The sequence below is a fragment of the Microbacterium hatanonis genome (genome assembly GCF_008017415.1).
GTDB classification, from domain to species: domain Bacteria; phylum Actinomycetota; class Actinomycetes; order Actinomycetales; family Microbacteriaceae; genus Microbacterium; species Microbacterium hatanonis.
Genome location: NZ_VRSV01000001.1, coordinates 1,194,946 through 1,207,605 on the forward strand (window position 1 = coordinate 1,194,946; position 12,660 = coordinate 1,207,605).

The following is a 12,660-nucleotide window of genomic DNA, read 5'->3' on the forward strand; positions in this document are numbered from 1 at the left end:
GAGCGCTCAGGTGCGGCGATCTAGGGTGAGATCCGTGCCCCGAATCTCGGCCGTCCGCCCCGTCCTCCCGCTCTGGGCGGCATCGCTCACCGCCGTGGTCGGCGGCTTCGCCCTCGACCTGTCCTTCCCCGATGTCGGGTGGTGGCCGCTCGCCTTCGTCGGCGTCGGCTTCTCGCTCGTGTCGCTCATCGGGCGACGCGCGGGCGGGGCGCTCCTGGTGGGGCTGCTCTTCGGCGCGTCGTTCTGGTTCACGCATGTGGACTGGACGTCGCGGTACCTCGGAGTCGTGCCGTGGTTCGCGCTGGCCGGCCTCGAGACGGCCATCATGGGGGCGTTGGCGATCCCGATCGCCCTGGCCTACCGATGGATGCCGCGCGTGCTCCCGGGGGCGGTCGGGCGTCTCCTGGTGCTTCCGGCCTTAGCCGGAGGCCTCTGGACGATGCGCGAGCTCATTCTCGGCTCGTGGCCGTACACCGGGTTCCCGTGGGGGCGGATCGGCATGAGCCAATCGGAGAGTCCGCTCGCCCACCTGTCGTCGTGGGTCGGGGTCACGGGTCTGACGTTTCTGATCGTGTTCTTCGTCGCGGCGGCGATCCAGTGGATCCGCGAGGCGCGCTGGCGCGCCGTGGTCACCGCGGTCCCCGCCGCCGCGCTCGCGATGATCCTGCTGGTCGTCCCCGCGTTCCCGACGACGGATGCCGGGTCGCTCACCGTCGGGAGCGTGCAGGGGAACGGGCCGAGCGGCTACTTCGACCGCCGCGAGCGCGGAGCGATCCTCAACGCTCAGCTCGCCGCATCCGCCCCGCTCTTCGGCGAAGACCTCGACGTGCTGCTGTGGCCCGAGGGCGGGATCGACTCGGACCCGCTGTCGAATGCCGCCACCGCCGCAACCCTCGACGCGCTGTCGGAGCGCGTGGACGCGCCGCTGATCGTCAACGCGGCCACGGAACGCGGCGACGACATCTTCAACACGTCCATGCTCTGGGAGCCCGGAGACGGGGCGACCCAGCTCCACGACAAGACCCACCCGGTGCCCTTCGGGGAGTACGTGCCCGACCGGGACTTCTACGCCATGCTCGCCCCCGATCTCATCGGCCTCATCGGGCGCGAGTACACCCCGGGCACGAACGCGCCCTTCTTCGACCTGAACGGCGTCGGGGTGGGCCTCGCGATCTGCTTCGACGTCATCTACGACGACGTGGTCTGGGACGGCGTCCGCGACGGCGCCGAGGTCTACATGTTCCAGACCAACAACGCCGACTTCCGCGGCACCGACGAGAACCTGCAGCAGCTCGCGTTCGCCCGCATGCGCGCGATCGAGACCGGTCGGGCGGTGGTGAACATCTCGACGGTCGGAACGAGTCAGGTGATCGCGCCCGACGGCTCGACGATCGACTCCCTCCCGGCCGACACCGCCGGGGCGATGCTCACGGAGGTGCCGTTGCGCGAGGGGCTCACTCCGGCCGCGATCATCGGCTCGGGCGTGCAGGCCGTCATCGGGTGGGGGAGCCTCCTCGCTCTGATGGTGCTCGGAGGTTTCGCGTTCGTGCGCCGGGAAAAGAACTGACGCCGACCCCCGAGGGGATCGGCGTCAGGAGACGAAACGGAACGTCAGGCGCTGATGCGCTCTACGTCGCCACCGCCACGGCGGGCGCGGACGAAGGCGAGACGCTCTTCCAGGAGCTCTTCGAGCTCGGGAAGCGAGCGCCGCTCGAGCAGCATGTCCCAGTGGGACCGGGCCGCCTTGTCGTCGCTGTGGTCGACCGTCGCGGTCGTGTCGCCGACACGGCGCAGTGCTTCGCCACCGCAGGTGCGGCATTCCCAGCTGTCGGGAACCTCCGCGTCGGCGGCGAACGTCAGGGTGCTGTCGCGTCCACAGGACGTGCAGTTGTAGGTGTGCTTTGTACGGTCATGGAAAACGACGCCCTCTTCGCTCTGTAAGCTCTGGGCGCCGAGTCGGATGCCGCGCAGGCTGCGGTCTGCCATTTTGTGGTCCTCTCGTCGCTGATCAGGTATAACGTCTCGGCCTGGGCGATCCATCCGAACATCGGGTGAACGGTTCGCATTCACAGACGATGCTCAGAGTGACGCGGGACCCAGGATCCTCAGCGCGACGTCAGCGCAATCTGTCACCATACCGTCACAGTCGAGGTCGGTGAGCCGGCGCATGTCGGACGCGTCGTTCACGGTCCAGACGTGCACCTCGACGCCGTGGCGGTGAGCGGTCTCGATCAGACGCGGGCTGAGCACGCGGACGGCCCCCTGACGTTCGGGGATCTGCAGCGCATCGACGTCTCGGAGCGCCCGTTCCGCCAGCGACCGGGAGCGCAGGGCGACAGCCAGGAGCACCTTCGCGATCGTCTCGCGCCCCGCCGAGGTCGCGGGCCGCACGCTCGCGCCCGCCTCGACCGCGGTGCGCAGAGCCGTCAGGCGCCGGGCGTCGGAGAAGCTCGTGAGCAGCACGCGTGCGGCCGCGTGCGCAACGAGGCGTCCGACGGGCTCGGCGGCGGCGGCGGCTTTCACGTCGAGGTTGAAGCGCACGTCGGGGAAGGCTTCCAGCGCCTGTTCGAGAGTGATGAGGCCACCCCGCTCGGACATCAGCTCCTCGAGTTCGCGGAGCGTGACGTCGGAGACTCGTCGAGGATCTCCGACGGTGCGGGAGAGGTCGTCATCGTGGAAGAGGACGACCGTCCCGTCTTTCGTCAGATGGCAGTCCGATTCCACGTAGAGGGCACCGGCGGCGTGAGCGGCGGCCACCGCGGCGAACGAATTGTCGACGACGCCGTGGGCCGCCGCATCCGTCGTGACGAGTCCGCGGTGGGCCAGAACGCGGGGGACCGCGGCCCCCGCGAACCAGGGATGCGTCACGCCGCCGGGTCCGCGGGCGGAGTCGTCTCGGCGCCGGCGACGGTCGATGAGCCGGCGCCGCCGGGCATGCTGCTGCGCACCTGCATGGCGATGTCGTCGGCCTCGCTCGCCGCCTTGCGTGCGGCGTCGACGGCCTCCTGGGCCGTGCTCGTGGTGGCGGTGGTCGCGCGACCGCCCTCCTTCGCGGACGACGGGGTCGCCGCGGCGCGCCCGCCGAAGGCATCGCCGATGCCCTTGAGCGCCTCGGTGAACTCGCTCGGAATGATCCACATCTTGCTCGAGGCGCTGTCTGCGATCTTGGGGAGGGTCTGAAGGTACTGGTAAGCCAGCAGCTTGTCGTCGGGGTCGCCGACGTGGATCGCGTTGAAGACCATCTCGATGGCCTCGGCCTCGCCCTGTGCGCGCAGGACGGCCGCCTGCTTGTCGCCCTCGGCGCGGAGGATCTCGGCCTGTCGGCGGCCCTCCGCCTCCAGGATCTGGGACTGCTTCGAACCCTCCGAGGTGAGGATGACCGCTCGACGGTCACGCTCGGCGCGCATCTGCTTCTCCATCGAATCCTGGATCGACAGCGGCGGATCGATCGCCTTCAGCTCGACACGCGAGACCCGAAGGCCCCACTTTCCCGTCGCTTCGTCGAGGACGACGCGGAGCTGCCCGTTGATGTTGTCGCGACTGGTCAGCGCCTCTTCGAGGTTCAGGCCGCCGACGACGTTGCGGAGCGTGGTGGTGGTCAGCTGCTCGACCGCGCTCAGGTAGTTCGCGATCTCGTACGTCGCGGCGCGGGCGTCGGTGACCTGGAAGTAGACCACGGTATCGATCGAGACGACCAGGTTGTCTTCGGTGATGACCGGCTGCGGCGGGAAGGACACGACCTGCTCGCGCATGTCGACGAGGGGTCGTACGCGGTCGACGAACGGGATGAGGAGGTTCAGCCCCGGGCTCAGGGTGCGCTGGTAGCGACCCAGCCGCTCGACCACGCCGGAATACGCCTGGGGGATGATGCGGATCGCTCGGAAGAGCACCACGACCACGAAGATCGCCAGCACCACCAGGAGGACGATCACGAAGATCTGGCCGATGAAGGCGCCTACGTCAACCATCGTTGGTCTCACTCTCTCTCGGGGGGATCGTGCGAGGAACGGGCGTGACCTCGACGGTGGCGCCGTGGACCGCGTCGACGATCACCCTGTCGCCGGCGGCGACCACGGGGTAGGGGAGCACCTCGGCGAACCGGGCCGTCCAGGTCTCGCCGTTGTCGAGGCGGACGGAGCCGGCACCCTCCAGGAACGGGGCGACCACCCGACCGCCGATCCCGTACAGGGCATCCACGTTGGTGCGTGCGGGCGGCTCGCCGCGATGGAGCGCACGCAGGAGAAGGGGTCTGATCGTGAACAGCAGCAGCGCCGATACGGCGGCGGCGATCGCGACCTGCAACCACCATGGCCCGCCGAGGAGGAAGACGCCGAGGCCGCCGATGAGAGAACCGGCGGCGAGCATCAGGAAGGTGAATTCGAGGGTCAGCAGCTCGATGATCACGAAGAGCAGGACCAGCACAAGCCAGGCGATCCAGATGTACTGCGTCAGATCCGGAAACATCGGGCATCCTCTCCCGCTCTTGTTCGAACCCTAACATCCGGGGGTCCGACCGGGCCCGTTGATAGGCTGATGACAGGTCGAATCCCCGCGGCCGCGCCTCGATTCGACCAGGAGTTCTCGCATGTCCCAGCCTCTCGCCGCCGGTTCGCTCCAGGGCAAGACCGCCCTCGTGACGGGGTCGTCACGCGGCATCGGAGCCGACACCGTCCGCTACCTGGCCGAGGCCGGTGCCGACGTCGTGATCAACTTCCGCAACAAGGCGCCTCGCGCCGAGAAGCTCGCCGCCGAACTGCGCGAGCTCGGTGTGCGGGTGCTCGTGGTGGGCGCCGATCTCACCGACCCGACATCCGTGCAGGCCATGTTCTCGGAGGTCGAACGCACGTTCGGCAGCCTCGACGTGCTGGTGCTCAACGCGTCGGGCGGCATGGAGTCGGGAATGGCCGAGGACTACGCGCTGAAGCTCAACCGAGACGCGCAGGTCGGTGTGCTCGAGTCGGCCCTCCCGCTCCTCGGACGCGCCTCGCGAGTGGTGTTCGTCACCAGCCACCAGGCCCACTTCATCCGCACGACGCCGACCATGCCGGAGTACGAGCCCGTCGCCCGCTCGAAGCGCGCCGGTGAAGATGCTCTGCGCGAGCACATCCCCGCGCTCGAAGAACGAGGGATCGAGTTCGTCGTCGTCTCGGGCGACATGATCGAGGGGACCATCACGGCGACGCTGCTCGAGCGCGCCAACCCCGGTGCGATCTCGGCTCGCCGCGAGTCGGCGGGGCGCCTCTACAACGTGTCGGAGTTCGCCGCCGAGGTCGCCCTCGCCGCGGTGGAGCCGATCCCCGACGGTCACACTCGGCTGGTCGGCGACACCGACTCGTTCCAGGGGGAGTGACGATGCGCGCCCGCGACATCGAGTCCCTCATCTCGGTCGGGCGCCCCTCGATCGCTCCCGACGGATCGTTCGCGGTCTTCGCGACCTCGCGACCCGATCTCGACGCGAACCGGGCCGTCGGCCAGGTGTGGCGCGTGGGCCTGCCCGACGGCGAGCCCCGCAGACTGACCCGCGGCACGGCCGACTCCGGCCCGGTGCTCTCGCCCGATGGGACGCGGGTGGCCTTCCTCCGCGCCGATGCGGCGCGGCATGCGCAGGTCTTCGTCATGCCCGCCGACGGCGGCGAACCGGTGCAGGCCACCGACGCCGAGACCGGTGTGCTGGCATTCTCCTGGTCGCCCGACGGCGCAGATCTCGCGTTCACGGCGCGCGTCGCAGAGCGCGGTCGCTACGGCACGGTCGAAGGACTGGATGCCTCCGATGAGGCGCCCCGGCGCATCACCGGCATCCGCTGGCACGCGAACGGACTCGGGTACATCGCCGACCGACCGGCGCAGCTGTTCCGGATCGCTGCACCCGACCCGTCGAGCGAACCCTTCTACGACGCCGCGCCGCGGGTGCTCGCCGAGGGGGAGAAGGTCGCTGAGACGCCCCGTGTCGCCGCATCCGCCATCCGCCTCACCGACGGCCCCGCAAGCTGGTCGGGGACGACGTGGACCGCGGACGGCAGAGAGATCCTCGTCGTCCCCGACGTGATCGAGAACGACTCCGCCGACCTGCGCGACCGTCTCGTCGCCGTCGCCGCAGACGGATCGGGATCCCGCGAACTCCTGGGCGCGGAGCGGTCGCTCTCGATCGACGACGTCGCCGTCGCGGCCGACGGTCTCGTGTGGCTGATCGCCAGCGACGTGGGCGAGAGCCACGTCGACTTCGTCGCGCCGGGCACCGCCCTGTGGGCGCTCGGAGATGACGGTGAGCCACGGCGCCTGACCGATCCCGAGACGATCGACCTGGGCGAGCCCGGGAGCCGCATCACCGTCATCGGGGACGACGCCCTCGTGCAGGACCGCACCCGCGGTCGCGTCCGACTGCTGCGTGTGACGCGGGACGCAACCGTCACCGAGGTGCTCGGCGGTGACGTCGACGTGTCGGGCCACGCAGCATCCGCCCAGACCGTCGTCGTCGCGGTCGGCACGGCCGATTCGTTCTCCGAGCTCGCGGTCGTGAGCGACGGTGAGGCGCGCGCGGTGACGAGTTTCGGGTCCGCCCTCCGCGACGCGGGGCTCGCGGAGCCGCGCGAGCTCGAGATCACCGCGCGCGACGGCTACCCGGTGCACGGGTGGGTCGCAACGCCCGCGGGCGAGGGTCCGTTCCCCGTGCTCCTGCAGATCCACGGCGGGCCGTACGCGTCGTACGGCGTGCGGGTGTTCGACGAGACCCAGGTGCTCGTCGACGCCGGCTACGCCGTCGTCTACTGCAACCCGCGGGGGAGCGCCGGGTACGGTCGCGCCCACGGCCGCGCCATCCGCCAGGCGATGGGGACGGTGGACTACACCGACATCCAGGACTTCTTCGACGGAGTGCTCGCCGCGGACTCCCGTCTCGACGGCTCCCGCACCGGCGTCATGGGCGGTTCGTACGGCGGTTACATGACCGCGTGGACGATCGCTCACGACCACCGGTTCGCCGGTGCGATCGTCGAGCGCGGGATGCTCGACCCCGCGACGTTCGACGGCACCAGCGACATCGGCAGCTTCTTCGGACACGAGTACGTCGGTACCGACCCGGCGGCCATCGCGCGGCAGAGTCCGATGGCGGTCGTCGGGCGGGTGACCACGCCGACGTTCGTCATCCACTCGGAGCTCGACTTCCGGTGCCCGCTCGAGCAGGCCACGCGCTACTACAGCGCGCTGAAGCGCCAGGGCACCGAAGCCGAGATGCTCGTCTTCCCCGGGGAGGACCACGAGCTCACCCGCGCGGGGCGACCGCGGCACCGCGTCGAGCGGTTCGAGGCGATCCTCGACTGGTGGGATCGCCACCTCCCCGTCGCCGAATGACGATGAACGCCCCGCGATCCGGTCGCGGGGCGTTCTTCGGTCAGCGGATCAGCGGACGGTCTTGCCGAACGTGAAGGCGCGCGCCACCTGGAAGATGCCGAGCACGACCAGCGAGACGCCGACGAAGAGCCACAGGATCGCGACGTAGAGCGGCGAGAAGAGCAGCGTGACGCCGGCGATGATGCTGATGATCGCGAAGAAGATGGTCCAGCCCTTCGATCCCGAGTCACCGAGGGTCGACAGCGACACGACGCCCTCGATCAGCCACAGGATGCCGATGAGCACGCCGATGAACACCGCGAGACCGACGGTGGCCGCGGCAAGGTTCACCAGCGCGATGATGCCGGCGATCACGAAGAGGACGCCCAGCGCGATGTGGCCTACCCGCGACCACCCCTGACGGGTGCGCGAGAAGACGCCCAGACCGGCGTAGACCAGGCCGGCGACGATGACATAGATGGCGATGATCGCCGTGACCGCCTCCGCAGCGTGACCGGGCCAGACGAGGATCACGATGCCGGCGATGATCGAGATCACGCCACCGATCCCGAGGGCGGTGCGGATGGCCGTCACCGCGGACTTGTCGAACGAGATGGTCGCAGACATGCGCTGCCTTTCTGAGAGAACGCTGAGAACACCCTCACTGTAGACCCACCGGGCAGGGGAGTGGGGGAGGTGACGGCATGCGTCAGCGTCGGCACCCCACCGGGTCAGCCGAGCAGCAGGGTCGCGAGGAAGAGCACCGGCACGCAGCCGAGGGTGGTGATGAAGATGGTGTCGCGCGCGATGATCTCGCCGATGTCATAGCGCTGGGCGTAGTTGAAGACGTTCTGAGCGGTCGGGAGGGCTGCGAGGACGACGACGATGAGCACCTGCTCCGACGGGAGCGAGAACGCGAGCGCGAGCAGCCACGCCGCCACCGGCATGACGAGCAGCTTCAGCGTGGAGGCGACCAGCACGTCGGCGCGGCGCCCGCCGGTCGCGAGCACGCGTTGCCCGTGCAGTGAGATACCGAACGAGATCAGCATGATCGGCACGCATGCGTTGGCCACCAGCGTGAGCGGGTCGAAGACGATCGGGGGGAGTTCGATGTCGAGGAGGGCCACGAGCACGCCGAGCGCGGAGCCGATGAGCATGGGGTTGCGGGCGGTCTGTCGAAGGATGCGTCCGGCGGAGCGGGCGCCGGATGTGGCCGCGTCGAGGAGGGCGAGGGCGATCGGCATCACGATGAGCAGCTGGAAGAGGATGACGGGCGCCGAGAACGCGGCGTTCCCGAGCATGTAGAGCGAGATGGGGATGCCGATGTTGTTCGAGTTCACGAGACCGCCGGAGAGGGCGCCTATCACCGACTCACCCACCCCGCGTCGCAGGACGAATCTCGCCACCACCGCGTAGATCGCGAAGATCACCGCCGCCGCGAGCATCGACACGGGGAGGAGAGCGGAGAACAGAGTCGCGACATCGGCCCGAGCCAACACGACGAACAGCAGGAAGGGCGAGAGGACGAAGAACGTCAGGCGACTGAGCACGTACCGCGCGTGGGGCCCGAGCAGGTCGATCCTGCCCACGATGTAGCCGACGACGATCGCCACTCCGACGACCAGGAACCCCGTCAAGACGCTCAGCACGGGCTCACTCGTCATCTCCCTTGTCGGCGGGGCCCTTGCCGCTGTCGCTCTTGGGTCCTGGCTTGCCGTTGCCGTTGCCGTTGCCCGGGGCGGGACCGGCCGGCTCGTCCTCGTCCGTCTCTTCGGGCGTAGGCGTGGGGGTCGTGCTCTCCGCCGGGGGCGTCGACTCCGAGGGAGCGGGAGACGGCGTCGCCAGCGTCGACAGGTCGGCACGCACGGTCGCGACGGCGGCGAGGATCTCACCTGCGCGCGCATCGTCGATGCGCGCGTCGTCGCGGGCGGCTGTCACGGCCTGTTCGACGGCGGCCAGCGTCGCATCGGCAGCGGCGTAGTCACCTGACGAGGCCTGCTCGGCCGCCTGCGAGACCTGGTCGCGCCAGCCGTCCTCGGGAGCGGGGGAGCACCCCGCGAGCACGAGCGCCGCGGCGACCGTGACGGCGGAGAGGAGTCCGGCGCGGCGGATCACAGCGTGCTCCAGAGGTCGTCGAAGTGCGAGCCGAGCGGATCGGGGAGAGGGGGGAACGCCGGATCGGCCGGGGAGGCGGCCGCGGACAGGAAGATTCCGACCGCGACGGCGACGACGATGGCCACCACGAGGGCGCCCAGCACCCACCAGAGCCAGCGCGGGGGTCTGCGTCGCGCGGGTGCGTCGGCTGCGGGCTCGAGCACTCGCGTGGCAGGGTCGAGCACCGCGGTCGCACCCGGCTCGAGCACCGCCGTGGCGCCGGTGAGCTCCGTGCTCCGCGCGGCGGGGGAGAGCGCAGCATCCTCGCTCTCGATCCGTCTCGCGGCGCGTGTCACCGCCGCCGCGTCGGGGCGGTGCGAGGGCTCGAGAGCGGTCATCGCACTCAGCAGCGCACGCCAGTCGGCGGGCAGCTGCGGCGGGATCTCGGGGGTGCGGGCGATGCGTGCGGCCAGTGCCTCGTGCGGCGTCTGCTGGGCGAAGGCGCGCTCGGAGGTGAGCGCCTCCAGAAGGAGGAGCCCGAGCGAGTAGACATCGGATGCTGCGCCCGCGCGATCGCCGCGAGCCTGCTCGGGACTCAGGTAGGCAGCGGTGCCGACCAACGTTCCCGTGCCGGTGAGACGCGTCGAGTCGACGAGCGACGCGATGCCGAAATCGGCGAGCATGGCCCGGTCCTCGCCGAACTCGGTGCGCGGTGGGCGCAGGAGCACGTTGGAGGGTTTGATGTCACGATGGACGACCCCGGCGGCGTGGATGACCTGCAGCGCTTCGCTGAGCTCGACCGCCAGCCGCGCTGCCTTGCGCGGAGGGAGCGGGCCGTCGGCGATGGCGGTGCGGAGAGTCGGGCCGTCGACGAACTCCATGACGAGATAGGCCGGATCGGTGTCGAGGCTCGCATCGAACAGCGTGACGAGCGATTCATGGCTCAGGCCCGCGAGAAGTCGCGTCTCGGACTCGCGTCGTCTGCGATCGCGCTCGTCGGACGCCTCGACGGTGAAGACCTTGACGGCCACCTGACGCCCGAGCGATGCGTCGGTCGCGCGATACACCCGCGCGTAGCCACCCTGACCGACGACCGTCTCGAGGCGGTAACGGCCGTCGAGCACCTCGGCGGCGTCCGCGGGGGAGTCGGGCGCAGTCACGCTTCCACTCTAGACAGGCGGCGCAGCGGAGCCCGACGCCCCACCTCAGAGCGTCAGCGCAACGATGGTGCGGCCCGGCTGAGGGCGGTCGACGATCTCGAAACCGCCCTTCTCGAACACCGAGAGCACTCCGCGGAAGAGTTTGTCGGCCGGTGGTCTCGCCGTTTCCGGATCGAGCGGATAGCCCTCGACGACCGTGGCACCGTTCGCGCGGGCGTGATCGACGGCCGCATCGAGCAGGTGCGTCGCCATTCCGCGGCCGCGGTGCTCCTTGCGGACGACGAAGCACGAGACGGCCCACACGGCATCGTCGTCCCAGGGTTGTGTGGCGGCGGCGAACTCCTTGGTGCGAGCGAGCCTGACCTGCGCCGGCCGCGGGCCGACACGCACCCAGCCGGCGGGATCGTCGTCGACGTAGGCGATCAGCGCGGGCGCCACCGGGGCGCCGATCTGATCGCGCAGCAGGGACGAGCGCTCGTCACGGTCGGCGCGCTGATAGTCGGCGTTCGTCAGCATCCACCACTGGCACTGGCACGACGCGCCGTCCGCGCTCGCGTCGAGCACTCGCTCTGCATCGTCGAAGAGATCCGCCGTCGCCGGGAGGATGCGTACGTCGCTCATGGCGAGCACGGTACCCAGAGGGTGCGACGCCGCACAACAGGCTCGCGCTACGGTGCTGGCATGAGTGACGGTTTCGCCCTGAACGTCGACGAGGATGGATTCGTCTGCCTCGTGGCGCCCGAGACCTACCACGGCTTCGTCGACGAAGATTGGGAGCTCGGCCAGCTGCTCGGCCACTTCGTCTCTCAGATGAACCTGGGGTCGCTCTTCATCGCGTACCCCGGTCCCGATGACGCCGGTGCCGCCGTGGCCTTCGTGGAGCGGGCGGCGCGCCCGATGACGACGAGTGATGCGGTCGGCAGCGTCGTCGTCGGACCGGGAGGGCTGTGGGTGACCGACTATGCGCAATTGACGATGGCCGCCCAGTTCGATGATGAGGCGCCGACGAGCTCCGGCGCGGTCCGTCTGTCCGTACATGAAGGAGTGCACCGGGTGACCCTGCAGAGGGTGAACGGCGACCCGGGCTTGATCCTCACGCTGACGCCCCTTTCCGCGGACGAGCGGCGCGAGCACCTCCGCGCCGTGCCGTGGTTCGCCTGAGCGGCCTCACCGGCCTACCGCGTGGGCTCCGCCGGGACGAGATCGACGAGCGCGGTGGTCATTGCCGATAATGCACATTATGTCAGTTTGACCGAACGGTATCGTGACGACGCCGCCCTGTTCTCCTGGGCGCGCTGCAACCGTCGAGCACGCCGAGCCGCCACAATGGACCGGTGACCGAAGGATCGACCGCCGCACGACTACCGCGCCGAGCCGGGCGGATCAGCCGGTCGATCTGGGTCACGCCTGAGGCCGTGTACGGCACCCTGCTCACGGGCGTCGTCCTGGCGCTGGCCGAGGAGAACTCCTCGGACGGCGAACTCCTGGTGAACGTCGCGTCCGGGTCGTTCGTGCTGTGGGCGGCGCACGTCTTCGCGACGATCGTCGCTCGCCACGGGGCCGCTCACGGCAGGCAGGCGCTCCGGGCAGCCGCCGCACATGCCACGCACCACTCCGCGGGTTTTCTCATCGGGCCGTCCGTATCGGTCCTCGCGCTCGTCCCCGGCGCGCTGAACATCATGGACGACACTCTCTCCTACGTCCTGGCCGTGGTGGCGGGTCTGGCCGTGCTGGTCGTGCTGGGAACGGCGGCGGCGATCGAGCGACGGGTGCGCTGGTACCTCAGCATCCTGGCCGGTCTTGCCACGGGGGCCGTGGGGCTTGCCATCATCATCCTCGAGGCGGTCTTCCATTGAGCATCCGCACCCTCATCACCGCGCTGTACTGGACGGCCATCGTCACCTTCGTCGTCGGTGCGGGTCTTCGCGTCGTCGGAGGCACTATCGGCATCGAGGCCCTCGACGGCGCCGGTCAGATCGTCTGCCTGTGCGCGTGGCCGGTCGCCGTCACCGCCGCCGTGCTCGACGTGCGCTCCGCAGCCCGGGTGCGCCCCCGGGAGTAGCCGGGCGCTCTCCCCCGG

The 12,660-nt window shown here is 69.8% G+C and carries 15 protein-coding genes; 6 read left to right on the forward strand and 9 right to left on the reverse strand.

Translation table 11 applies throughout. The annotated features are described in order from the left end of the window. Positions 1 to 34 precede the first annotated feature (34 nt). Complete coding sequence (gene lnt / locus FVP77_RS05755) at positions 35 to 1,567, forward strand: apolipoprotein N-acyltransferase (RefSeq protein WP_187266829.1); 1,533 nt, start codon at positions 35 to 37, stop codon at positions 1,565 to 1,567. 44 nt (positions 1,568 to 1,611) lie between these two features. Here lnt and FVP77_RS05760 read toward each other — a convergent pair whose 3' ends face one another. From FVP77_RS05760 to FVP77_RS05775, 4 genes are all read right to left on the reverse strand, one after another. Further along, positions 1,612 to 1,986 (reverse strand): RNA polymerase-binding protein RbpA, encoded by a 375-nt coding sequence (locus FVP77_RS05760; RefSeq protein ID WP_116646666.1) that lies wholly within the window; start codon positions 1,984 to 1,986, stop codon positions 1,612 to 1,614. A gap of 93 nt (positions 1,987 to 2,079) precedes the next feature. Continuing rightward, positions 2,080 to 2,868 (reverse strand): glycerophosphodiester phosphodiesterase family protein, encoded by a 789-nt coding sequence (locus FVP77_RS05765; RefSeq protein ID WP_147893645.1) that lies wholly within the window; start codon positions 2,866 to 2,868, stop codon positions 2,080 to 2,082. Beyond that, a complete protein-coding gene (locus FVP77_RS05770; protein ID WP_147893646.1) occupies positions 2,865 to 3,968 on the reverse strand; it encodes an SPFH domain-containing protein in 1,104 nt (367 codons plus the stop codon). The genes FVP77_RS05765 and FVP77_RS05770 overlap by 4 nt, the downstream gene beginning before the upstream one ends. Continuing rightward, a complete protein-coding gene (locus FVP77_RS05775) occupies positions 3,961 to 4,464 on the reverse strand; it encodes an NfeD family protein (RefSeq protein ID WP_147893647.1) in 504 nt (167 codons plus the stop codon). The genes FVP77_RS05770 and FVP77_RS05775 overlap by 8 nt, the downstream gene beginning before the upstream one ends. A 121-nt stretch (positions 4,465 to 4,585) precedes the next feature. On the opposite strand from FVP77_RS05775, the gene FVP77_RS05780 reads away from it, so the two are divergent. Both FVP77_RS05780 and FVP77_RS05785 read left to right on the forward strand, forming a co-directional pair. Next, complete coding sequence (locus tag FVP77_RS05780) at positions 4,586 to 5,350, forward strand: SDR family oxidoreductase (protein WP_147893648.1); 765 nt, start codon at positions 4,586 to 4,588, stop codon at positions 5,348 to 5,350. Positions 5,351 to 5,352: 2 nt separating this feature from the next. Continuing rightward, positions 5,353 to 7,347 carry a S9 family peptidase gene (locus FVP77_RS05785; protein ID WP_147893649.1) on the forward strand — a complete coding sequence of 665 codons (1,995 nt, stop codon included), beginning with the start codon at positions 5,353 to 5,355 and terminating at the stop codon, positions 7,345 to 7,347. 48 nt (positions 7,348 to 7,395) lie between these two features. Here the strand turns inward: FVP77_RS05785 and FVP77_RS05790 are convergent, their stop codons facing one another. From FVP77_RS05790 to FVP77_RS05810, 5 genes are all read right to left on the reverse strand, one after another. Further along, positions 7,396 to 7,953: an HdeD family acid-resistance protein gene (locus tag FVP77_RS05790; RefSeq protein WP_147893650.1), complete on the reverse strand. Its 558-nt coding sequence runs from the start codon at positions 7,951 to 7,953 to the stop codon at positions 7,396 to 7,398. Positions 7,954 to 8,057: 104 nt separating this feature from the next. Beyond that, positions 8,058 to 8,975 carry an AEC family transporter gene (locus tag FVP77_RS05795; RefSeq protein ID WP_147894456.1) on the reverse strand — a complete coding sequence of 306 codons (918 nt, stop codon included), beginning with the start codon at positions 8,973 to 8,975 and terminating at the stop codon, positions 8,058 to 8,060. 4 nt (positions 8,976 to 8,979) lie between these two features. Then, on the reverse strand, positions 8,980 to 9,441 hold the full coding sequence (locus tag FVP77_RS05800; RefSeq protein ID WP_147893651.1) for a hypothetical protein: 462 nt from the start codon (positions 9,439 to 9,441) through the stop codon (positions 8,980 to 8,982). After that, a complete protein-coding gene (locus FVP77_RS05805; protein WP_147893652.1) occupies positions 9,438 to 10,580 on the reverse strand; it encodes a serine/threonine-protein kinase in 1,143 nt (380 codons plus the stop codon). The genes FVP77_RS05800 and FVP77_RS05805 overlap by 4 nt, the downstream gene beginning before the upstream one ends. Positions 10,581 to 10,625: 45 nt before the next feature. Further along, a complete protein-coding gene (locus FVP77_RS05810; RefSeq protein ID WP_147893653.1) occupies positions 10,626 to 11,201 on the reverse strand; it encodes a GNAT family N-acetyltransferase in 576 nt (191 codons plus the stop codon). A gap of 60 nt (positions 11,202 to 11,261) precedes the next feature. Between FVP77_RS05810 and FVP77_RS05815 the strand changes: the two genes are divergently transcribed. From FVP77_RS05815 to FVP77_RS05825, 3 genes are all read left to right on the forward strand, one after another. Beyond that, a complete protein-coding gene (locus tag FVP77_RS05815) occupies positions 11,262 to 11,741 on the forward strand; it encodes a hypothetical protein (RefSeq protein ID WP_147893654.1) in 480 nt (159 codons plus the stop codon). A gap of 173 nt (positions 11,742 to 11,914) precedes the next feature. After that, positions 11,915 to 12,436, forward strand: coding sequence for a hypothetical protein (locus tag FVP77_RS05820; RefSeq protein WP_147893655.1), 522 nt, complete (start codon positions 11,915 to 11,917; stop codon positions 12,434 to 12,436). After that, complete coding sequence (locus FVP77_RS05825; RefSeq protein WP_147893656.1) at positions 12,433 to 12,642, forward strand: hypothetical protein; 210 nt, start codon at positions 12,433 to 12,435, stop codon at positions 12,640 to 12,642. Before FVP77_RS05820 ends, FVP77_RS05825 begins: the two co-directional genes overlap by 4 nt. Positions 12,643 to 12,660 lie beyond the last annotated feature (18 nt).

Excerpts from the sequence above, each read along its gene's own strand:
- FVP77_RS05760 (WP_116646666.1), bottom strand. The coding sequence starts at position 1,986 with ATGGCAGACCGCAGCCTGCGCGGCATCCGACTCGGCGCCCAGAGCTTA.
- FVP77_RS05770 (WP_147893646.1), bottom strand. The coding sequence starts at position 3,968 with ATGGTTGACGTAGGCGCCTTCATCGGCCAGATCTTCGTGATCGTCCTC.
- FVP77_RS05775 (WP_147893647.1), bottom strand. The coding sequence starts at position 4,464 with ATGTTTCCGGATCTGACGCAGTACATCTGGATCGCCTGGCTTGTGCTG.
- FVP77_RS05780 (WP_147893648.1), top strand. The coding sequence starts at position 4,586 with ATGTCCCAGCCTCTCGCCGCCGGTTCGCTCCAGGGCAAGACCGCCCTC.
- FVP77_RS05785 (WP_147893649.1), top strand. The coding sequence starts at position 5,353 with ATGCGCGCCCGCGACATCGAGTCCCTCATCTCGGTCGGGCGCCCCTCG.
- FVP77_RS05790 (WP_147893650.1), bottom strand. The coding sequence starts at position 7,953 with ATGTCTGCGACCATCTCGTTCGACAAGTCCGCGGTGACGGCCATCCGC.
- FVP77_RS05810 (WP_147893653.1), bottom strand. The coding sequence starts at position 11,201 with ATGAGCGACGTACGCATCCTCCCGGCGACGGCGGATCTCTTCGACGAT.
- FVP77_RS05815 (WP_147893654.1), top strand. The coding sequence starts at position 11,262 with ATGAGTGACGGTTTCGCCCTGAACGTCGACGAGGATGGATTCGTCTGC.